Below are 20,977 nucleotides of genomic sequence, written 5' to 3'. Positions count from 1 at the left end.
TTGCGCTTGATCGGAGTTGACCCCGACCGCGGGGCGGCTAATCCCTGCACCCTGGTTTCCAACGGGAGCATAGTATGAAGAAGTTCGCTTTCGCCATCGCCGCCGCCGGCCTGATAACTCTCGCTGCTTGCAGCAAGCCCGCGCCGACAACGGACAATGCCGCCAATGCGGTGGAAACCGACCTGTCCAATCAGGCCGCCGCGCTCGACAACGAAGCGGACGTGGCGGCCAACGCCGCAGCCGTCAACGCGACCAACACCGCGACCGTAACCTACAACAGCAGCGTCGACAGCATTCGCGCCGAGGCTGAAGCGGCGAAGAAGAAGTAAGCGTCCATCTGAAATTGCACCGGGCGTTTCCATTTGTGGGGACGCTCGCCGTGCGACGAAAGGCGGGATGGTCGGGGAGACAGGATTCGAACCTGCGACATCCTGCTCCCAAAGCAGGCGCGCTACCAGACTGCGCCACTCCCCGACGCGGGGCGGGCTTTGCCGCGCTCGGCCGGCAATAGCAAGCGGCTCGCCGAAAACTTGCGTTTCGATATCCGTCGCGGCAAAGCCGCGCCGTCAGCCGCAGCGGCGCTGCGCTGGCCGTCCTTGCGCGTCTCGAAAATAGCTCACGCTATTCTCGTGCGCGCGGCGGGTGGGGCCTGTAGCTCAATTGGTTAGAGCTGGCCGCTCATAACGGCTAGGTTGCGGGTTCAAGTCCTGCCGGGCCCACCAGCCGCGTCGATCAACTCCGCCAGCCCGCACGGCCGCACGCCCAGCCGGTCGAGTTCGGCCAGCACCCGATCCCACCAGCGCCAGAAAGCGGCGAGGTCGGCCTCGTCACGAACATAGGGCGTGTGCCCCGGCGCCAGTGACGGTGAGTGGAACGCGAAGCTGAGCACCCTCACCCCCTCGCCCACCGCAACGCGCACAGCCTCCAGCGCCGCAGCGGCTGGGATGCCTTCGGGCGTCAGCGGAATGCGCTCGAGCAAGCCTGTGCGCGCCAGCAGGGCGCGACCCTTGGGCACGTGGCCGCTCGAGCGGTAGAGTCCGAGGCCACCCCGTCGCACCATTCCGGTGAAGACGGTGGTCGACGGCAACGCGATCAGTTGCCCAGCCCGGAACGCGTGATTACCGATCGCGCCGAAATCAGGACCGCCTTCTGCGCTATAGTCGAACCCCGGACGCATCGAGCAATCGAGGCGATAGCCGCGATCGGCAAGGACATCGAACGTCGCCGGCCCGATTCCGTAGCGACCGGCGCGGTACGCGACCGGGCGGCTCCCGAACGCCGCGACAATCGCCTCGGTCAACTGGTCGATCTTGGCCGCTTCCAGGCCAAGCGGCAGATTGCCCGCAAAGCTGTTGCGCGGCGTCAGCGCTTCGTCGAACGGCGGCGTGACCCAGGGATGGAGCTGCGCTCCAACCATACTTCCGCCCGTCAACAACGGGCCGATCCGGTCGATCGCAGCCTGGTCGGTCGCGACCGGATGATCCACCATCATCGCCAGCTGAACGCCAGCCGCGCCGAATCGGGCATGCGCACCGGGCAGCGCGGCGGTCGCGCCGACGGAGCGGTTGTCGCGCGACAACGGCCGGGACCAGTCGAACTCCTCCTCGACATCGACCAGCACGACGAAACGCGTGCCGAACGCGTCGGGCCAGTCGATCAGATCCGCGGATGCGGGCGCATGCGGGCGAAAGCCCGGCGCCGAAGGGGACTCGCCCGTCACGTTACTTGGAGGAAAGCTGCCCCACGTCGTGATCCAACGCCGCGGGCAGGCGCAAAGTCAAGCGATCCTCACCGATCGTCAGCCCGCCGCCCAGCTCGACGGCGAGCCTCCGCGCCAGCCTGAGCGCAAAACCGGCGCCGAGCAAAGCGGCTCCTTCGCCCTGATCCTCGCTGTCGAGCGCGAACAGCGCCTCACCGGGAAGCGCTGAGAAAGCACGCGGACGATCGATCGCGAGCGCCGCCATCTCGCCTTCCTGCCCCGCCACGACGACCAGCCGCTCACCGGGGGCGCTGGCCGACACGGCAAGGCCCAACAAGCGACTGACGATGCGGGAGACCGCCATCTCATCACCCAGAATGCCAAGACCGGGCGGCCCGCGATCGACCTCGACCACGGCGCCGCGCAGCCGCATCAACGGTTCAAGGTCGGCGGCGGCGCGCGACAGCAACGGCGCGATCGCAACCGTGCCGGGCCGCAACACCAGCGCTTGCTGGTCGAGTCGCGCCGCGGTGTCGACATCGTCGATCGCGTCGAGCAGTTCGCGCGTGCTGTTGCGGATCGCCGCCGCGCGTTCGCGATAGGGCTCCGGTGCGGGGCCGAGCACTTGCGCCTCGATCATTTCGGCAAAGCCGGAAATGGCGTTGGTCGGCGTGCGAAGCTCGTGGACCAGCGCACGGAACGCCTCGGCCGTGGCTTGTCCGCGCCGGATCGGCTCCGCCCGCTCGTCAGCGCGCGGGCGGCGCGCGACTCCACGATACCCGACGAACCGGCCATTGGCGCGATCGAACGCCGGCGTAGCCGAGATTTGCCAGTCCCCCGACACGATCGACTGCCCCGCAATCACCAGACGCGCGTCGGTGAAGGCCGCGCGGCGGCGGAACGCGCCACTGACGACGCCATCGACCTGGATCGGCCCTGCACCCAATCGCACGCCGATCAACGGCTCACGGGGTACTCCTTCAACCCAGCGAATCGTACCGGCGGCATCGGTTTCGAAGCGGAAACGATCGGTCGCCGCCGATGGACTTTCGGCGATCGGTCGCGGCGGCCGGTTGAGATCGCCATGATCGCGCTGATAGGCGTCGAGTCGCGCAACCAGTTCGGCAATGGCGAACGGCCCCGTCGGATCGAGCGGCGCGGCGTCGTTCGCCGGCAAGGGCACGACGGCCGCGGGTTCGTCGATTTCGATCGCGACTCGCTGTTCATCGGGCTGCGGCAAGGCGAAATCGGCCGCGCCGTAGCTTGCGAGCGCGCGGACCACCTGCGCCGGCATGTCGCGGCGGTGGCGAAGCAACGATCGCGACGCGGGGGGCAGGTCGGGAATGATCGCGAGCCAATCGTCGGAATCGAGTCGCGCCGTCGACAGCACCGGCGCGGCGATCGACGGCTCGTCCTCGCCGAACAGGCGCACCAATGCGGCGGGCGGCTCGGCGAAGACCAGGTTGCGGGCGCTGGCGGCGCGCACCGTCGCGGGTACCTGAGCACGGATCGCCCGCAGTCGCGCCAATGCATCGGGCGTCGCGTCGGCTCGGCCGCGCCCGATCAGGTCGGTCAGCTGACGCCACGCCGATTGCGCGCCGAACGGCGTCGCAATGTCCGCGCCCAGAACCGTGCCGAGGCTATCGTCGAAGCGCAAGGACCCCCACCTTCCGGCCCGCTATTCGTGCGGCACCGTAACGATTGCTTAACCTCGTCGGGCCGCAGTTTAAACGGTTCATTTTGGCGCGTCGCAATGTGGGACGATTGCGTCGGCCCGCAATTTTATTATGCTTGAGCAAGGCTCTGTGCGCCGAAAAATACCGGAGAGAAAGCGAATGGCATTGGACCGCATTGACCGGCAGATTCTGGCCTTGCTCCAGGACGATGGCCGCATGACCAATGTGGACCTCGCCGACCGCGTCGGGTTGACCGCGCCGCCCTGCCTGCGCCGAGTCCGGGCGCTGGAAGAAACCGGCGCGATCAAGGGCTATCACGCCGAACTCGACGCGGCGACGCTCGGCTATCCCATCACCGTGTTCGCGATGGTCAGCCTCAGGAGCCAGGCCGAACGCGACCTCGCCGCGTTCGAGGCGCATGTCGCGACCATTCCCGAAATCCGCGAATGCCACATGCTCAACGGTGAGATCGACTTCATCCTGAAGATCGTCGCCAGCGACTTGCGGGCGTTCCAGGACATATTGACGACTCACCTGACCCCCGCTCCCAACGTCGCCAGCGTCAAGACGTCGCTGACGATTCGCACGTCGAAACATCAGCCGGGTATCCCGGTCGGCGACGAATGAAAAAAGGGGCGGCCATCGCTGACCGCCCCGTTTCGGACCCAGCCGGACGAATCAGCTCGTCGGCGGATGGTCGAGCCAGATCATCCAGAACGCGGCGATCTCGTTGCGCGGCGCGCCCGTTACTGCGGTGAAAGCAGCCTTCGCCCCTTCCTTGTCGCCCGAAATCGCCAACGCCATGCCAAGGTGCGTGTTCACCTCGTCCGTATTCACCCCCCCCTTCGACAGCGCCTGCTTATACAGTGCGATCGCTTTGGCGTAATTTCCGCGACCGAAATAGGCATCGCCGGTCTGAGCGGACAGCGGTCCGGTCGGGGCCGCCGCAGCCTTCTTCTCGAGCGAATCGAACGACCCTTCCGCCGCTATCTGCGCCGCCGCGTCGGTCGCCAGCCCCTTGATCGCCGAACTCGGAACGGCCGGAATCCGCCCGTTCGCCTTGCCTTCGTCGATCACCGCCTTGGCTTCATCGGGCAGGCCGATATCACCGGCGCTCTGGGCATATTCCTCGTAATAGGCCTGGTCGGCGAGCGACTTGGTCTGGCGCATCAGACGGAACAAATCGACGCGCTGCCGCTTGTCGAGCTTAGCCATCGGCTTTGCGCTCAAAGCGTAGAAACCGATCGCGTCCCGCCAAGTCTTTTCGGTTGGATAGGCCGTTACCCAGCGCTGTATCCATTTCAGTGTGTCAGCGCGTAGCCCTGCCTGATACGACGTGTTGATCGCGTATTTAAAGAGATCTTCGGTCTGCGGCTTTCCGCTCGCATAGAGCGCATCGAGATCGGCCATGCCGCCCGCCGCATTGCCGCCCTGGATCTTAGCCTTCGCAAGGTAGAGCGGCAGATTCTGCTGCGTCGATCCGTGCGTCTGCGCCGCTGTGAACAATTGCGTCGCGAGCGCCCAGTTCTTCTGGTCATAGGCGATAGTCGCGCGGCTATATTCGAACTGGGGGCGCAGATCGGCCGGCGTCGCTGGATTAGCGATCAGCGAATCGAGCGGAGCGATCATCGGGGTCGGGTCAAACGCCCCATTGGTGCCGGTCGAGGCATCGGCAATCTTCTGAGACACGAGCGCATAGCGCAGGAACGTCGCCAGATACCGGTCGTCGTCGGTCTTGGCGGCACCTTCCGCCTCCACGGTCGCTGCTTCGGCCGCAGCCATATCCTTCGCGGCAAACGCGGCCTTCGCCTTCTGTGCAGCGATCGCAACTGCCTGCGTGTAGGCCGGGCCCTTGGCCGGTTCTTCCTTCTTTTTGGCGAAAACTGGCGTCGCCATCGTCACGCCGGCCGCGCCGGTGACCAGCATCGTGGTCAGCACAGCGGTCGAAATCCTCTTCATCGAAACTCTCCTCATGGGCGCCCCGGCCCTTCTGCACCGCTCTAGTAAGCGCAAGCGGCACGTTCAAGGCGCGTCGGCCGTGCAATTGGGGTTCTGGGGCTGAACGCGGATTGAATGGGGTGATTGCGAACGTGCGTCAGTCGTCCCCCGCGCGCGGGCGCGCGTACGCGTGACATCCGCCGCCCGAGCGGCTAAGATCGTCATTGAACTGCAACGTCACCTGAAAGCACAGAGATTTGACCGACGAGACGATCCTCGCCGACCCTTCGGACATTACCCCCATCTCGATCATCGACGAGATGAAGACGAGTTATCTCGACTATGCGATGAGCGTGATCGTCGCCCGCGCGCTGCCCGACGTGCGCGACGGGTTGAAGCCGGTCCATCGCCGCATTCTGTTCTCCGCGCAGGAAAGTGGATTCTACTACAACCGCCCTTATCGCAAGTCGGCGCGCATCGTCGGCGACGTGATCGGCAAGTATCACCCGCACGGCGACACCGCGATCTACGACGCCTTGGCGCGCATGACCCAGGACTGGTCGATGCGGCTGCCGTTGATCGACGGCCAGGGCAATTTCGGCTCGATGGACCCCGATCCGCCCGCCGCAATGCGCTACACCGAAGCGCGTCTGGCGAAGCCCGCCAGCTTCCTGATGGAGGATCTCGACAAGGATACAGTCGATTTCATTCCCAACTATGACGGGTCGGAAAACGAACCATCGGTCCTCCCCGCCCGCTTCCCCAACCTGCTGGTCAACGGTGCCGGCGGCATCGCGGTCGGCATGGCGACCAACATCCCGCCGCATAACCTCGGCGAAGTGATCGACGCGTGCCTTGCTTATATGGACAATGGCGCGATCACCACCGAGGAACTGATGGAGATCGTGCCGGGGCCGGACTTTCCGACCGGCGCGATCATCCTTGGCCGTTCCGGCGCGCGGGCCGCCTACGAAAGCGGGCGCGGCTCGATCATCCTGCGCTCGCGCTACAAGATCGAGGAAGGGCGCGGCGACAAGCGCTCGATCGTGCTGACAGAAATCCCGTTCCAGCAGGGCAAGAATGCCCTCGTCGAAAAGATCGCCGAGGCCGCCAAGGACAAGCGGATCGAGGGGATCAGCGACGTCCGCGACGAATCGAACCGCGAGGGTGTGCGCGTCGTCATCGAGCTGAAGCGCGACGCGACACCCGAGGTCGTGCTCAACCAGCTCTGGCGCCATACCCCGGCGCAAGGATCGTTCCCCGCCAACATGCTGGCGATTCGCGGCGGACGGCCCGAACTGCTCAATCTGCGCGACTTCATCCAGGCGTTCATCCAGTTCCGCGAACAGGTCATCACGCGCCGCTCGAAGTTCGAACTGGCCAAGGCCCGCGACCGCGCGCACCTGTTGCTCGGCCTGGTCATCGCCGTCACCAACCTCGACGAGGTCGTCCGCATCATCCGGGGCTCGGCGAGCCCGGTCGAAGCGCGCAACGCGCTCCTCATGCGCGAATGGCCGATCGGCGAGATCGCACAGTACATCAAGCTGGTCGAAGCGGTCGAAACCGAGATTACCGGGGACACGTATCGCCTGTCCGACCTCCAGGTCCGCGCGATCCTCGACTTGCGTCTCCACCGCCTGACCGCGCTCGGCCGCGACGAGATCGGCGGCGAGTTGCAGGAACTGGCGTCGTCGATCGCCGAACTGCTCGAAATCCTCGCCAATCGCGCGCGGCTCTACGAAGTGCTCCGCGAGGAGTTGATCGACGTCCGCGAACAGTTCGCGACGCCGCGCCGCAGCGAAATCGCCGCTGCCGCCGACGGGATTGAGGACGAGGACCTGATCGAGCGCGAGGAGATGGTCGTCACCGTCACCATGCAGGGTTACATCAAGCGCACCAGCCTAGACACCTTCCGCGCGCAGGGCCGCGGGGGTAAGGGCCGGGCCGGCATGGCGACCAAGGACGAGGATGCTGTCACCGAACTGTTCGTGACCAGCACGCACACGCCGGTGCTGTTCTTCTCCACGCTGGGCCGCGTCTATCGGATGAAGGTGTGGCGTTTGCCCGAAGGCGGCGCCAACACACGCGGACGGCCGATGATCAACCTGCTGCCGCTGGCGGAGGGCGAGACGATCTCCACCGTCCTGCCGCTGCCGGAGGACGAAGCGGAATGGGCCAAGCTCCACGTTATGTTCGCGACCGCCAAGGGGTCGGTGCGCCGCAACTCGATGGATGCGTTCACCAACGTGCCGTCGAACGGCAAGATCGCGATGAAGTTCGAGGGCGAGGACGAGGACGACCGGCTGATCGGCGTCGCCTTGCTCGATGAATCGGACGACGTCCTGCTCGCGACGCGCCAGGGCAAGGCCATCCGCTTCGCCGGCGACGACGTGCGCGAATTCCAGTCGCGCAACTCGACGGGCGTGCGCGGCATGCGCCTTGGCAAGGGCGACGAGGTGATCTCGCTGTCGATCCTCCACAAGGTCGGCGTGACCGATCAGGATGAGCGCGAGGATTATCTGCGCCATGCCGACTGGAAGCCGGACGATGCCGACGGCACCCGCAAGCCGCGCGCGATGGACGACGAGCGCTTCGCCTATCTGGCCAACAAGGAGCAGTTCATCCTGACCGTCTGCGCCAACGGCTACGGCAAGCTGTCCTCAGCCTACGAATATCGCCGCACCGGTCGCGGCGGCCAGGGCATCACCAATATCGACAATATCGCGCGCAACGGCCTCGTCGTCGCCAGCTTCCCGGCAACGCGGGCCGATCAGCTCATGCTCGTCACCGACCAGGCCAAACTGATCCGCATGGGTCTGGACTCGCTCCGCGTGATCGGACGCGGCTCGGCGGGGGTGCGGCTGTTCAACGTCGCCGACGACGAGCATGTCGTATCGGCGGCGAAGATCGAGGAAAGCGACGACGAGGGCGAAACCGACGCGCCGATGGAGGATGGCGAGGCGGAAGCGTGAGCGACCGCCCCACCACCGCCTACAAGGTGCTGACCGCCGAACAGATGCGCGCGCTGGAGGCGGATGTGTTCGAAGGCGCGCCGGTCGATCTGGCGGACGGTTACATCCACCTGTCGACCGCGGATCAACTTACCGAGACGGTCGACAAGCATTTCGCCGGGCAAACCGACCTGTGGGTCGCGGCGATCGACCTGACCGCGTTCGGCGAAACCCTGAAATGGGAAGTATCGCGCGGCGGTGCGCTGTTCCCGCACATCTACGGCGCGATGCCGCTCGACACGGTGCTTGCCTATGGGCCGCTCGAACGCAGCGACGACGGTGCGGTGAAGCTGCCTGTTACGGGATAAGGTCGACGACCTCCACGCCCTCGCCTTCTTCGCGCAACAGCATCGTGCGGTGGCACTGATGGGGGTCGCGTTCGAAGCAAAGCACCGCCGACCGTTTCTCGGCTGCGAGCGCGCGCATCTGCGCCGCCTCCGCTTGTGCTTCGGGGAGTTCGAGCTGGCTCGCGTAGATACGCTCCATCGTCCGCCAGTCGCCCTTCTTCGCCGCGTCGCGCCCCGGCTTGGGCGTGCCGAGCGCCTTCAGATGGACATAGCCGATCCCGGCATCTTTCAGCGTCGCAGCGAGGCCATTCTTCGAAAAGCCCGGCTTGCGCGACAATGGCACGGCGCGGACGTCGATCACCTGTTCGACCCCCGCCGCCTGCAACGCGGCAAGGAACGCCTCCATCGTCGCGCCTTCATAACCGATGGTGAAGATCGTCATCGGCTTTCCAGCGTAATATTGTCGTGACCGCACCCCAGGCTATCAGCGCCTGACCGGCGAAATAGAGCGGCCAGATCAGCCAGCCGGGTAGCGGCGACGTGGCGAGCGGACCCAGTTTCGCGAAGATCAGCAAGTCGGACGCGGCGAACATCGCTGCGCCGAGCCCGACCCGGTAACGCGGAAAACTGCTCGCCCAGGCGCTCCCCGCCATCGCGCCGAGGCCAAGGGCATAGATCGCGAACAAGGGCGCGGCGGCGCGGTCGGCAGGCAATAGGAAAGCGATGAAAGGGGTGCCCATGAGTAGCAGAACGGCCAGCGTGGTCTGGCTGGCCGACTGCACTGTACGCCGGTGCCGCCAATAGAGTGCGGCCGCTACAATGTGCCCCGCAAGAAACGCCGCCGCCCCCGCGTCCCTGCTGAGTTCGAGCAGCACGTCGCCGATCGCGCCCAGCGCCAGCACCAGTGCGATCTGCCATCCGTCGCGGCTGCGCGCGTTCAGCGCGGCCCACAAGGCGAGCAACGCGACCCCGCTACCCTTCCAGGCAATGGCCGCCGCGCCATGCGCGATCTGCTTGTCGCCGATCCAGAAACTCGCCCCCGCGATCAATGCGGCGGCGAACAGCAACGAATATCTGGGCAAGTTCGAGGTCATCGGCGCACGATGAGCCACTGCCCCGTGCGCCGCAACCCCCGATCAGTTCAGGCCAGCTCGCCCTCGAGCCATGCCTTGATCCGACCTTTGGGCTCGGCGCCGACCTTGGTCGCGGCGGGCGCGCCGTCCTTGAACAGGATCATCGTCGGGATGCCGCGCACGCCGTATTTGGCGGGCGCATCGGGATAATCGTCGATGTTGAGCTTGGCGATCGTCACCTGATCGCCCATTTCGTCGGCGATTTCCTCCAGGCTCGGGCCGATCATCTTGCATGGGCCGCACCATTCGGCCCAGAAATCGACCAGCACCGGCTTGTCGGCATTGAGCACATCGTTCTGAAAGCTGTCGTCGGTAATCGCCACGGTACCCATAGGGGGAATCTCCTTCGCCACCGAATGTAGTATCGGTGCGCGGCTTGCTCAACGACCTTGCGCCAAGCTTTGCTCCGTCACGGCCAAGCCGGGCTTGTGGCGATCAAGCAGGTCTGCGGGCAAGTCGAACAGACGCGGCGCGGCGGTGTAGAGCAACGCCGCCTCGATCGCGCGGCCGGGAAAAATCACGCGCAGCGCCTCGGCATAAGCGGCCATCTGGCGCAAGTGGAAATCGGGGAGTTCGTCGAGCGAGAGCGGCACTCGGCGGCCGGTTTTGAAATCGACCATGCGGACGCGGTGGGGTTCGACCAGCAAGCGATCGACCGTCCCGGCGATGACATGGCCGCCGGGAACTACTGCCGAGATCGGCGCTTCGCCAAGCGAATCGGGGCCGAACAAGGCCGCATGTTCGGGATCGGCGATGACGTCGCAGACGATCGCGGCGATGTCCTTGCGGATCGCGGGATCGCCCACCGCGCCGACATTCGCCAGCCATTTGTCGGCGGCTGCTGCGCGAACATCAGGTGCGACGGCGGGCAAGCGCTCGAACAGCGCGTGGATCAACCGCCCGCGCTCGGCCGCGGCGCGCATCGCTGGCGTGGGCGGCGGGTCGGGCACGTCGTCCTCGCCGATCGAGGACGGGGCGAGCGGGCGCGGCGGGCGCGATTCGATCGGCGCAGGTTCGCGCGCCCACGCTGGCAAATCGGTTCGTGTGGCGACGGTCTCGACCTTCGGAGAAGCCGCGACGGGCGGCTGCGGTTCGGTGCCTGTGAACGACCGCCGCGCCGCCGCACTCTCGCCCGCCCCGAGCGACACCAGCGCCGTATCGGCGACAGTGTACCAGCTATTCTCGGACGGCACGCCCTTGGCCCTGGGACCGAGCGCGCCGGCAATCTCCAGCCGTTCCTCGGCCCTCGTCGCGGCGACGTAAAACAACCGCCAATGCTCCGCGAGTTCGCGCCGGTCCGCCGCCTCGATCGCCTCGGCCAACGGCCCGGATTGCTGGTCCTTCCTCGGGCGGAAGATCGGCAGTTTCGCTCCCTCCACGTCCCAGCTCATCGTCGATCGCGGCCCCGATTCGGGATCAGCGGTGGCGTCGGCCAGGATGACCAAGGGCGCTTGCAGTCCCTTCGCCGCATGGGCCGTCATTACTCGCACCGCGCCGCGCGCCTCCTCCATTTCGCGCTTGATCTCGACATCGCCGCGATCGAACCAGTCGAGAAAGCGTTGCAGCGAAGGAATCGCGACGCGTTCGAACTCCAACGCAGCGTTGAGCAGTTCGTCGATCGGGTCGCGCGCTTCCTGACCAAGCCGCCGCAACAACTTGCGTCTTCCGTCGAGCGGGCCGGTCAGCAACTCCTCCAGAAACACATAGGGCGTCGTGAAATCGGCGCGGCGCAGCATCGCGTTGAGCGAGTCGAGCCGTTCGGCCGGCTGCGTCGCCTGAAGGTGCTGCCACAGTCCGCCGCGCCGCTTCATCGCGGCGTGCATCAGCTCGTCCTGGCTCCAGCCGATCAGCGGTGACACCAGCAGGCTGGCGAGCGACAGGTCGTCGCGCGGTTGCAGCACGAAACGGATCGCGGCGAGCAGGTCCTGCACCGCGAGCGGCGCGGTCAGCCGCAGCCGGTCCACCCCCGCCACCGGCACGCCCTCGGCATAGAGCCGGGCGACGATCAGCGACGCGAGTTCACCGCGCCGCTTGACCAGGATCATCACATCCTCGGGCCGCAACGGCCGCCCCTTGCTCTCCAGCATGACGCCATCGTCGATCCAAGCCTTCACCTGCCGCGCGATCCGCGTCGCATGCGCACGCACCGCGTCGGCGACCCAGCCTTCCTCGCCATCGTCATCGCCTAGCTCGGCGAGCGTCGGCGACCAGAGATTGACCTGGCCCGGGCCGCGCACTTCGCTGGCGTGCAGTTCCAGGTCGATCGCCCCCATCCCGTCTCCGGGAAGCGCCCCGATCGCCGCGTCGATGAACTCCAGAACGGTCCGGGTAGAGCGGAACGACGCGGTAAGCGACAGGCGCTCGAATGGAATCGGCTCGAATTCCGGCAGGTCGCTCGCGACGTCGGCCAATCCGCGAAACAGATGCTCGGCGGCGTTGAAGAATGCCGGGTCGGTGCCCTGGAATCCGAAGATCGCCTGCTTGTGATCGCCGACCGTGAACAACGTCCGCACCTTGCGGTCCTTGGCGCCCGATCCGGCGAAGAAGTCGTCCACGATCGAACGGACGATCGCCCATTGGTTGGCGTTGGTATCCTGGGCCTCGTCGATCAGGACATGGTCGGTCGCCTGGTCGAGCTTGTAACGCACCCAGTCGCCCATGCCGGGTTGGCCGAGCAGGTCGGCCGTGGCGCGAATCAGATCGTCAAAATCGACCGCGCCCGCGCGCCGCTTGGCCGTCCGATACGCCTCGGCATAGTCGCGCCCGACGCTCAGTCCTTGTGCGAGCAGGTCGGCATAGGCGGCCCGCGTACGGAGCGCGAGCAAGGCAGCGCATTCGTCGTAGAAGGCGGTGGCGGTCAGCGGATAATCGGGATCCTGCGGCGCCTGGCCCTTGGCGAACGAGCGGATGTCGCCGTCGGCCTTGGCCCAGACGCGATGAAGGGTTTCCAGCCCGGCGACACGCTCGGCCGACGGAAGTTCGAGCCAGTCACGGATCAACCCGGCGCGCTCAAGACCACCCTTCGTGCCCCAGGCAAGGTTGAAGTCATGCAGGACGCGCAATCCTTCCTCGTCGATTGCCGCACAGCCCTCGGCGATCACCTCCTCAACGTCGCAGGGCGGCAGATCGAGCGCGCGGCGAATATACGGCTGGACCCCCTCCCCCCTCGGCAACGCCGCCAGCGCATCCGGGGCCTTCGCGCAGGCGTGGAGAAACGCTTCCGCCCCGCCCTCGCCCAGCGCCTTGCTCAGCGCGCCGATCGCGGTGGTCGGTCCGGCGCGGCCGTCGCGCTCGGCATCAACCAGCATGCCGGCCAGCGCTTCGTGCGCCAGTTGCGCTTCCTCGCGCCCCTCCAGCGGACGGAATCCCGGCACCAGCCCCGCCTCGACGGGAAACGCCGCAAGCAGCGACTGGCAGAAACCGTGGATCGTCTGGATGCGGATGCCGCCGCCCGGCGCGTCGAGCACCTTGGCGAACAGGGTCCGCGCTAGCGCTTGCTGTTTCGGCCCGCCTTCCTCGCCGAGCGCGCGAAGGTCGGCGAACAAGGCCTCGTCCTTCATCCGCACCCACGCCGCCAGCCGCGCGTTGATCCGCCCCGCCATTTCCGCCGCGCCCGCCTTGGTGAAGGTCAGGCACAGGATCGCGCCAGGATCGGTCCCGCCGAGCAGCAGGCGATAGACCCGCGCCGCCAGTACCTGCGTCTTGCCCGTCCCCGCCGAAGCTGCGAGCCAGACGTGCGCACGCGGATCGCTCGCGCGCTTCTGCTCCGCGACCAAAGGCGGCAAGTTCCCGGCGGGCTTACTCACGGCCATACCATTCGTCTCGGCGCATCAACTGGTCGTAATCGGCGTAGTTGGCGTAGTCAGGATTGAGCTTGGCGACGAACGCGTCGCCGCCGGTCAGCCATCGCTTCGCCGCGCCGACGAAATTGCGCCGTGCGAGATCCACAAACTCGTCGGGCGGAACCGGGTCCTTCCCCTTGCACGGCGACGCGACAAAGCCGAACCGCCCGTTCTTCTTCGCAAGCGACCAATATTCGAACCCGGTCGCCCTCCCGCCGACGCCGTCGAACGCCCCCTGCTGCGCCATCAGGCCGAGCAACCCGAGTTGCAGGCTGAACCCTTCGCGCACCGCGGCGGTCGAGGGAGGCTGGCCGGTCTTGTAATCGACCACCGTCAACGTGCCATCGGCATTGCGGTCGATGCGGTCGAACCGGCCCGACAGGTCGATCCCGGCGAGCTGCATCTTGCCCGACCCTTCGACCCGCAGGATGCGCCGCTCGCCCGATTTCGCAGCCACCTCGCCGTCGATCCAATCGATCGCTTCCATAAGCCGCGGCCCCCAAAGCGCGCGGATCATGGGATGCGTCCGCGCATCGCCGATCAACGACGCCGCCCGCATTTGCAGCGTGCCCGGCGCGGCGTCATCCTCGACGAACCATTTTTCCAGGACGGTATGTACCTGGCTCCCGCGCCACGCCGCGCTCGGCTCTGCATCGACGGGGTCGATCGGCGACAGTTTCAGGATGCGGCGGGCGTAGAAGGAATAGGGATCGGCCTTGAGGCGATCGACTTCGGTCACGGAGATTTGCCGCGGCCGGTCTTTCACTCTAGGCGACGGATCAGGTCGGCGTTGAGGACTATGCTCGCCCGGATCGTCGATCGCCGCCGCCCAGTCGGCCAGTTCGGGCGCGTATTCGAACCGGTCGCCCGCCATCGCCTCCAGCCGCAGCCAGAAGCGCGAGGCCAACGTCGGTGAACGCCCATCGCGCCGCGCCCGCGTGATCAGCACCTTTGGCGCGCCGAGTGCGTTGGCGAAATCGTGCGCCGCGACGCCGATATTGCGCTCCAGCCCCGGCAAGCCGAGTTCGGCGCGGATGCGGGGTGCGAGCCAGGGGTCGGGCTGGGCGATGGCGGGCCAGGTGCCTTCGTTGAGGCCGCCTAGGATCATCAGGTCGGCGGTCTGCGACCGCGCCTCGATCAGGCCGTAGATCGCGAGCCGCGGATGCCCACCCTGCGGCGGCCGCACCGCGACTTCCTCCATCAGCGTGCGAAGCAGCGGCGCGACGCTGGCCGGGTCGGCGGTCGGCGGGCCGTTCGCCGCCTCGACCTCGAGATCGGCCAGCAGTTCCGCCGCGGCGCGACCGGCGGGCCCCGCCCAGAGCATGTCGCCGCACAATGCCTGCGCCGTCTCGCGCAGCGTCGCGATCATCGCCGCCAGCGGCTGTTCGCCATCGCCGAAACATCTGGCGATGGGTTCGAGCAGGACGCGCATGTCGGGCCACGCTTCGCGCGCCGCCGCACGGATCTCCGCCTCACGCTCTTCGCCGTCGCGCAGGTGCGTATCGATCCCGTCGAGGCCCGGCGCGGGGCGCGGTCCCCGGAGCGCGCGATCCAGGTCCCGCACGCCGTCCAGCCACAGCGTGCGCGGCGGACCGCTCTGGACGAGCGGATGCTTGAGCAAGGCGAGCAACGCCTGGGGCGCGAAATCCTGCGCCGCCGCTTCCGCCAGCACGGTCAGCAACGTACCCGGCGCGCGCGTCGCCAGCGGCCGACCCGCGCTATCGTCGATCTCGATCTTCCAGCGGGCGCAACGCGCGGCGACGCGTTCCGCCAGCGCGCGGTCGGGCGTAACGAGCGCCGCCGTCCTCCCCGGCGTCTCCAGCACCTCGCGCAGCGCCAGCGCGATGGCTTGCGCCTCGTCGGCGGCGGTCGCCAGTTCCACCGCGCGGATCCCCGCCAACCGCCGCCGGTCGGCGTCCAGCGTGGTCCACTTGCCGGTGAAATCGGCGGGCGCCAGCGCATTGGCGATCGCCCGCCCACGCGCCAGCGACGCGTCGTGGCCCGATCCCGCTGGCCACTGCCGCACCTCGCCGCGCCCCGCGCCGATCCGGTCGAGCAACAGCTTCGGCTGGAATTGCGGGTGCGTCTCGATCGATCGCCTGCGCAAGCCGGTTTCGGGATCGGGATCGTGCGGGCCTAGTGCGTCCCATTCCTCGTCGGGTATCTCGAGCGCGAGGTCCTGGAAAATCACACTACCCTCGGGCAATTCGGCGACACGGCGCAGCAGCAACGCGACGGCCGGCGCCGGATCGCTGATTCCCGCCGCGCACACGAACCCGGACGGCGGCGAATTCTTCCACCGGCCGGCCAGCCGTCGCAGCATCTTCGCGCGCCGGTCCGCCGCGTCGATCGCGCCGATCCGTGCGAGTTCGACGGGCCAGCGCTCGATCACCAGTTCGAACAATTCGCGCGCGCGGTCCCAATGCTCCGACAGTGCCTCGGCCAGGTCGATGCCGCGAAGCGCGCGCGGATCGACCTCCTCGACCAGCAACTGATCGAGCGTCCGGGCGAGCGCACCAGCCAACCGCACCGCTTCGTCCGTCGTCACCGGATCGCCCGCCTTCGCACGCGCCTCCCCGACCAGTCGCGCCAGGATCATTCGCCGCGCGAGCGGATCGACCGCCGGCGGTAGCGGCGCATCGTCATCGGCGGGATCGAGCAGCGCCCCCGCCGCCTCGTCGAGCGACGGATCGCCGATCGTCACCAGGCGCGGCAACAGCAATCCGCCGCCGCTCGCGCGCACGAACGCGTCCTGCACGGCACGCCGGCCGCGATTATTGGGCAACAACACGGTCCCGCGCGCCAGCCGCAACGGGTCGTCGCCGTACCGCTTCATCAGTCCCGCAACCAGCGAGTCCGCGAACGCGCGCTGCGCGGGGATCGTATAGAGCGCGAGGCCGCGCTCAGGCATCGATCAGGAGAGCCTCGGTCTTCGCAATGGCGGGTGGCGATCCGACGTCGAACCACAGCCCCTGATGAACGAAGCCGTAGGCGCGCCCCGCCTCGATCGCGCGGTCCCAGAACAGGTTGGTCGAGAACGGCCCTTCCGGCCAGTCGCGGATCACGCGCGGTGATAGGATCTGGACCCCGGTATAAACGAACGGCGCGACACGGCCGGGCTTGCGGCGGCCGGTGATCTTCCCCTGCGCATCGAGATGAAAGTCGCCGCGTCCCGGATGGTTGTGCGCACGGGCATACGGCACGACCAGCAGCAGCGCGTCCATCGTCGCATCGTCCCAGCGCGACGCGAGCAGCTTGATCGTGTCGGCCGGCCCGTCGATCCACAGATTGTCGGCGTTGACACACAGGAACGGCTGGTCGCCGATCATCTCACGCGCCTTCACCAGCCCGCCGCCAGTCTCCATCAACCGGTCGCGCTCGTCGGACACGATGATCTCGACGTCCTTCACATGCGACTTCAAATGCGCTTCGAGCGCGTCGGCGAGGTAATGGACGTTGACGACGGCGCGCTTGATTCCCGCCGCGCGCAGCCGGTCGAACACATGGTCGAGCAAGGCCTTGCCCGCGACCGGGATCAGCGGCTTGGGCCGCGTCGCAGTCAGCGGACGCATCCGCTTGCCGAGGCCCGCCGCCATCACCATCGCGGTGTCAGGCACCGTGCCGCCGGGGTCGGGCCGGATCGCGAGCGTCCTCTTCGCGGTCATGCTCCGGCTTTCTCCGCGCCGATCTCCATCGGGTCGCCGCGTTTGTCGGGCGGGATGTTGGTGTCGAACCAAGCCTGGACCGGGGCGAGCGCCGGATGGCGCAGGTCGGCGTTGAGATAGCGCCATACGCGCGGGCAGAGCGCCGGGTAGCGCGGCTTGCCGTCACGCTGCCACAGCCGCGTGAAGATGCCGACGATCTTCGCGTTCCGCTGCGCACCGAGTACGTGATAGGCCGCGTCGAAATCCTCGCCGACCCCGGTGATCCGGCGATAGCGGTCGAGCATCGCCGCCTCGATCGCGGGTTCGACGTCGCGCCGCGCATCCTGCAGCAGCGAGACGAGATCGTACGCCGGATGCCCCGCCGCCGCGTCTTGAAAATCGAGCAAGCCGAGCGCCTCGGTCCCGCCGATCAGCATCAGGTTTTCGGCGTGATAGTCGCGCAGCACCGTCACTGGTTCGGACGCCAGCGCCGTTTCGAACACCGCGTCCCACGCCGCGTGATATTCGTCGAGACTGACGTCGAGCCCGACCGCCGGGCAATACCATTCGACCAGCAGGTCGGCTTCGCGGTGCAGCTCGCTGCGGTCATAGGGTTTCCACGGCCCGGCCGGTTCGCCGCGCAGGCGGATCAGAATATCGACCGCCGCTTCGTAGAGCCGCAACAGCGATTCCGGCGCGGCATCGACCGTCTCGCGCATCCGGGCGTCGCCGAAATCCTCGAGCAGCACCAGCCCCTGCGCCAGATCGGTGCCGATAATCGCGGGTGCCGGAAAGCCGCGCGCCGTAAGCCACTCCGCCACGTCGAGGAACGGCCTGGGATCCTCGTGCGGCGGCGGCGCATCCATCAGGATCGCGCTGCGGCCATGGTCGGCGACGCGGAAATAGCGCCGGAACGACGCGTCGCCCGCCAGCGGCAGAACGTCGGCGTCGCCCCACCCCAAACCAGCGAGGAAAGCAGCGGCGCCAGCGGGCGGATTCATGTCAGGGGCCATCGCCCTTCCCATGCCGCGGGCACCTCAACTGTCAAGGCGCGACCGCCATCCGGTGCGAAGTCCAGGCTCAGCGCCAGCGCGTCGGGCCAGCGCCCCGGCGCGCGCTCCGGCCATTCGATCAGCAGGACCGAGTCCGCTCGCGCCTCGTCCAGCCCTAGCTCGTCGATCTCCTGCACATCCTCGATCCGGTAGAGGTCGACATGCATGACCGGCAATCGCGTCTCGGGCGGGGCATAGGGCTGGACGATCGCGAAGGTCGGCGACGGCGCTTCCTCGGCCAGCCCCAGCGCCGCGAGCAGGCCGCGCGCAATGCTCGTCTTCCCGGCACCCAGCGGTCCGGACAAGGTGACGACATCGCCGGCACGAACGACGGTGGCGAGTTGCGCGCCCAAATTTTCGCTGTCCTGCGGCGTCGCGAGACGCACTATCGCGGTAACTCGACCGTGATCAGCGTGCCTGATCCTGGTTCGGAGAGCAGCTTGATCGTGCCGCCGTGCGCCTCCGCGACTTGCCTGGCGATCGGCAGGCCAAGCCCCAGTGCGCGCGACTCATCGCGGAAAGCCGGTTCGGCGAAACGGTCGAACGCGCGATCGACCGCGGCCTGGTCCATCCCCGCGCCATCGTCCGACACGACGATCCGCGCGCCCTTCGCGTCGCCGTCGGTGTGCAGCAACACGCGTCCCCGCTCGCCAACCCCGGCGACGGCGTGACGGAGCAAGTGTTCGATCATCTCGCGCAGCTTCTTCGCGTCGCCGTTCACCGTTCCCGTCGAGGGTGCGACTTCGATGGCAAAGTCGATCGACTTGCGCTTGGCGGCGGGCGCAACGGCTTCGGCCGCGGCGGCGGCGAGCGTTTCGAGATCGACATCCGCGCGATCGATCTTCTGTTCGCCTTCGGTCAGGTCGAGGACATCGTCGACCAACGCCGACAGACGCGCGACCGATTCGAGGATTGCGTTGACGTAATCGTCGGCCTGTTTGGGCAATTTGCCGGCATAGCCCTCGCCCATCATCTCGGCGAACCCGCGGATCGAGGTCAGCGGGGTGCGCAGTTCGTAGCTCATGCTGGCGACGAACGCGGTCTTGATCCGATCTGCCGCCTCCAGCGCTTCGTTGCGGTCCCGCAGCGCCTGTTCCGCGCGGCGGCTGTCGGAAATATCGAGCATCGTGAACAGCGCGTTGCCGTCGGGCAGCGGCACCCCGGCAAATTCGAAATGACGCCCGTCGGCAAAGGCGACGCGACCCGCCCGCTGCGTCCGGCCTACAGCCGCCGACCGGACCAGCTCGGCGATGACGCCCGCCCGATTGGGTTGCGCGAGCAGCCCTGACCCTTCGGCGACCAGCGAATCGATGCGCGGGTGCGTCGCCAGGAACTCTTCTTCGAACCCCCAGATCGTGCGGAACTTGTCGTTCCAGATCTGCAGCCGCCCGTCGCCCGCGAACACGCCGATCGCCTCGAACAGATTATCGAACGTCGCCGTGCGCACGCGAAGCAAGGTGTCGCGCGCGCTGGCTAGCTGGACCTGTTCGGTGCGGTCCTCGAAGATCAGCAGCAACCCGCCATCGGGCAACGGATGCCCGACCACACGAAGGTGCACGCCACCGGGCAGCGTCCAGCTTTCCTCTATCGCGCCGGTCGCGGCCAGGAACCAGTCGCGCCGCTCCGCTTTCCAGCCCGGAAAATCGCGCACCTCCGGCAAGCGCTTGGCCTCGCGCATGCGCTCGAGCACGCGATCGAATTCGGGCCGGTCGGCCAGCCATTCGCCGCGCATCGCGAACATGCGCATGAAGGGTTCGTTGCTGAAGCTGAGCGAGCGATCGGCGGCGAATTGCGCGACTCCGGCGGACAAGCGGTCGAGCATCGCCCTTTGCGCCTCGGCGAAGCGCTTGATTCCGCTTCGCGCCTGTTCGAGCTCGTCGATGTCGATCGCGAAACCGGCGACGCCGCCCGGCGGGGTGGGCAGCGGCACGTCATGGACGCGCAGCATCTTGCGCGCGCCGCCGATCGTCGCGGGGGCATTGGCGATCGACGGCCGGTCGGTATCGCGTGCCCGACCCGCATTGGCGAGGGGACCGCCAGCGCCGGCCCCTTCGATCAGTTCGACCCCCCGCGTCACGACATCGCGCGCATCCTGCCCCTCAACCGCACGAACATAGGCCGAATTGACCATCGCCAGCCGCAGATCCGGCCCGCGATACCACATCGGCAGGGGCGCGGCCTCGATCAGCCCCTTCAGCGCCGCGAACGCATCGGTCAGTTGCGCGGTCTGGCCCAGCAATTCGCCGATCCGCGCCTGGGTTTCGGTGGCGTCGAAGAACCACACGACCACCCCGCCATCGACCCCGGCCTCGCGCGGCACCCGCTGGCCCTGTACGGTCAGCATGCGCGACGAACCCTGCGGCCGGATCGCCATGGCGAACGGCTCGCCCGCCTTCTGCGCCGCCGTGACCGCATCGCCGAGCGCGCCGGCATCGTCGCCCGTCAATCCGGCGCCGGGACCCGCCATGTCCGCCAGGAACCGCGGCGGCGATGACAGACCGAGCCAGTCGACCAGCCGATCGGAGAGGTCGATCCGCCCATCAGGCCGCACGATCATGGCCAGAGCGGGCGACGACTCCAGTAACGCCGCAAGCTTGTCGTTGCCGACCGCCGTCGCACGCGCAGACGCTTTCGCGCGCAGGCCGGTATAGAGAATCCAGCACGCGCCGACGATCGCCAGCGCGAGACCCGCTCC

Annotated in this window: 16 protein-coding genes and 2 tRNA genes; 5 read left to right on the top strand and 13 right to left on the bottom strand. The window is 67.4% G+C overall.

The window, feature by feature from the left end:
- The first annotated feature begins 74 nt into the window (after positions 1-74).
- The gene (locus tag J0J06_RS04670; RefSeq protein ID WP_294040171.1) at positions 75-329 is read left to right on the top strand and encodes a hypothetical protein; all 255 of its coding nucleotides are present in this window, start codon (positions 75-77) and stop codon (positions 327-329) included.
- A gap of 68 nt (positions 330-397) precedes the next feature.
- Here the strand turns inward: J0J06_RS04670 and J0J06_RS04665 are convergent.
- Positions 398-474, bottom strand: a tRNA-Pro gene (locus J0J06_RS04665).
- Between the two features lie 171 nt (positions 475-645).
- Between J0J06_RS04665 and J0J06_RS04660 the strand changes: the two genes are divergently transcribed.
- Positions 646-722 (top strand) — tRNA-Ile (locus J0J06_RS04660).
- Here J0J06_RS04660 and J0J06_RS04655 read toward each other — a convergent pair.
- Positions 701-1,720 (bottom strand): polysaccharide deacetylase family protein, encoded by a 1,020-nt coding sequence (locus J0J06_RS04655; RefSeq protein WP_294040170.1) that lies wholly within the window; start codon positions 1,718-1,720, stop codon positions 701-703. The genes J0J06_RS04660 and J0J06_RS04655 overlap by 22 nt on opposite strands.
- A 1-nt stretch (position 1,721) precedes the next feature.
- Positions 1,722-3,356, bottom strand: coding sequence for a HAMP domain-containing sensor histidine kinase (locus J0J06_RS04650; RefSeq protein ID WP_294040169.1), 1,635 nt, complete (start codon positions 3,354-3,356; stop codon positions 1,722-1,724).
- A 178-nt stretch (positions 3,357-3,534) separates the two neighbouring features.
- On the opposite strand from J0J06_RS04650, the gene J0J06_RS04645 reads away from it, so the two are divergent.
- Positions 3,535-4,002, top strand: a complete 468-nt coding sequence (locus tag J0J06_RS04645) for an Lrp/AsnC family transcriptional regulator (RefSeq protein ID WP_294040168.1) — start codon at positions 3,535-3,537, stop codon at positions 4,000-4,002.
- Between the two features lie 51 nt (positions 4,003-4,053).
- Here the strand turns inward: J0J06_RS04645 and J0J06_RS04640 are convergent, their stop codons facing one another.
- Positions 4,054-5,334, bottom strand: coding sequence for a hypothetical protein (locus tag J0J06_RS04640; RefSeq protein ID WP_294040167.1), 1,281 nt, complete (start codon positions 5,332-5,334; stop codon positions 4,054-4,056).
- Between the two features lie 236 nt (positions 5,335-5,570).
- Here J0J06_RS04640 and gyrA point away from each other — a divergent pair, with 236 nt between their 5' ends.
- Positions 5,571-8,285: a DNA gyrase subunit A gene (gyrA, locus tag J0J06_RS04635; RefSeq protein ID WP_294040166.1), complete on the top strand. Its 2,715-nt coding sequence runs from the start codon at positions 5,571-5,573 to the stop codon at positions 8,283-8,285.
- On the top strand, positions 8,282-8,632 hold the full coding sequence (locus tag J0J06_RS04630; RefSeq protein WP_294040165.1) for a DUF952 domain-containing protein: 351 nt from the start codon (positions 8,282-8,284) through the stop codon (positions 8,630-8,632). The genes gyrA and J0J06_RS04630 overlap by 4 nt, the downstream gene beginning before the upstream one ends.
- Here J0J06_RS04630 and J0J06_RS04625 read toward each other — a convergent pair.
- Genes J0J06_RS04625 through J0J06_RS04585 form a run of 9 tightly spaced genes read right to left on the bottom strand, consistent with a single transcriptional unit; the run spans position 8,622 to position 20,839 of the window.
- Complete coding sequence (locus tag J0J06_RS04625; protein WP_294040164.1) at positions 8,622-9,053, bottom strand: DUF488 family protein; 432 nt, start codon at positions 9,051-9,053, stop codon at positions 8,622-8,624. The genes J0J06_RS04630 and J0J06_RS04625 overlap by 11 nt on opposite strands.
- Positions 9,028-9,705, bottom strand: a complete 678-nt coding sequence (locus J0J06_RS04620; protein ID WP_294040163.1) for a lysoplasmalogenase — start codon at positions 9,703-9,705, stop codon at positions 9,028-9,030. The genes J0J06_RS04625 and J0J06_RS04620 overlap by 26 nt, the downstream gene beginning before the upstream one ends.
- Positions 9,706-9,752: 47 nt before the next feature.
- Positions 9,753-10,076: a thioredoxin TrxA gene (gene trxA / locus J0J06_RS04615; protein ID WP_294040162.1), complete on the bottom strand. Its 324-nt coding sequence runs from the start codon at positions 10,074-10,076 to the stop codon at positions 9,753-9,755.
- A gap of 48 nt (positions 10,077-10,124) precedes the next feature.
- Entirely contained in the window at positions 10,125-13,556 is a 3,432-nt protein-coding gene (gene addA / locus J0J06_RS04610; protein WP_294040161.1) for a double-strand break repair helicase AddA, read from the bottom strand.
- Complete coding sequence (addB, locus tag J0J06_RS04605) at positions 13,543-16,497, bottom strand: double-strand break repair protein AddB (RefSeq protein ID WP_294040160.1); 2,955 nt, start codon at positions 16,495-16,497, stop codon at positions 13,543-13,545. The genes addA and addB overlap by 14 nt, the downstream gene beginning before the upstream one ends.
- Positions 16,490-17,251, bottom strand: a complete 762-nt coding sequence (locus tag J0J06_RS04600) for a nucleotidyltransferase family protein (RefSeq protein ID WP_294040159.1) — start codon at positions 17,249-17,251, stop codon at positions 16,490-16,492. Before J0J06_RS04600 ends, addB begins: the two co-directional genes overlap by 8 nt.
- Positions 17,248-18,231, bottom strand: coding sequence for a phosphotransferase (locus J0J06_RS04595; RefSeq protein ID WP_294040834.1), 984 nt, complete (start codon positions 18,229-18,231; stop codon positions 17,248-17,250). Before J0J06_RS04595 ends, J0J06_RS04600 begins: the two co-directional genes overlap by 4 nt.
- Positions 18,228-18,668: a tRNA (adenosine(37)-N6)-threonylcarbamoyltransferase complex ATPase subunit type 1 TsaE gene (tsaE, locus tag J0J06_RS04590; RefSeq protein ID WP_294040158.1), complete on the bottom strand. Its 441-nt coding sequence runs from the start codon at positions 18,666-18,668 to the stop codon at positions 18,228-18,230. The genes J0J06_RS04595 and tsaE overlap by 4 nt, the downstream gene beginning before the upstream one ends.
- Complete coding sequence (locus J0J06_RS04585; protein WP_294040157.1) at positions 18,668-20,839, bottom strand: PAS domain-containing sensor histidine kinase; 2,172 nt, start codon at positions 20,837-20,839, stop codon at positions 18,668-18,670. Before J0J06_RS04585 ends, tsaE begins: the two co-directional genes overlap by 1 nt.
- Positions 20,840-20,977: the final 138 nt, after the last annotated feature.

The organism is Sphingomonas sp., from assembly GCF_017304615.1.
Classification (GTDB): Bacteria; Pseudomonadota; Alphaproteobacteria; order Sphingomonadales; family Sphingomonadaceae; genus Sphingomonas.
The sequence above is the reverse complement of the archived record's forward strand: the minus strand, read 5'-3'. Positions and strand labels throughout refer to the sequence as shown.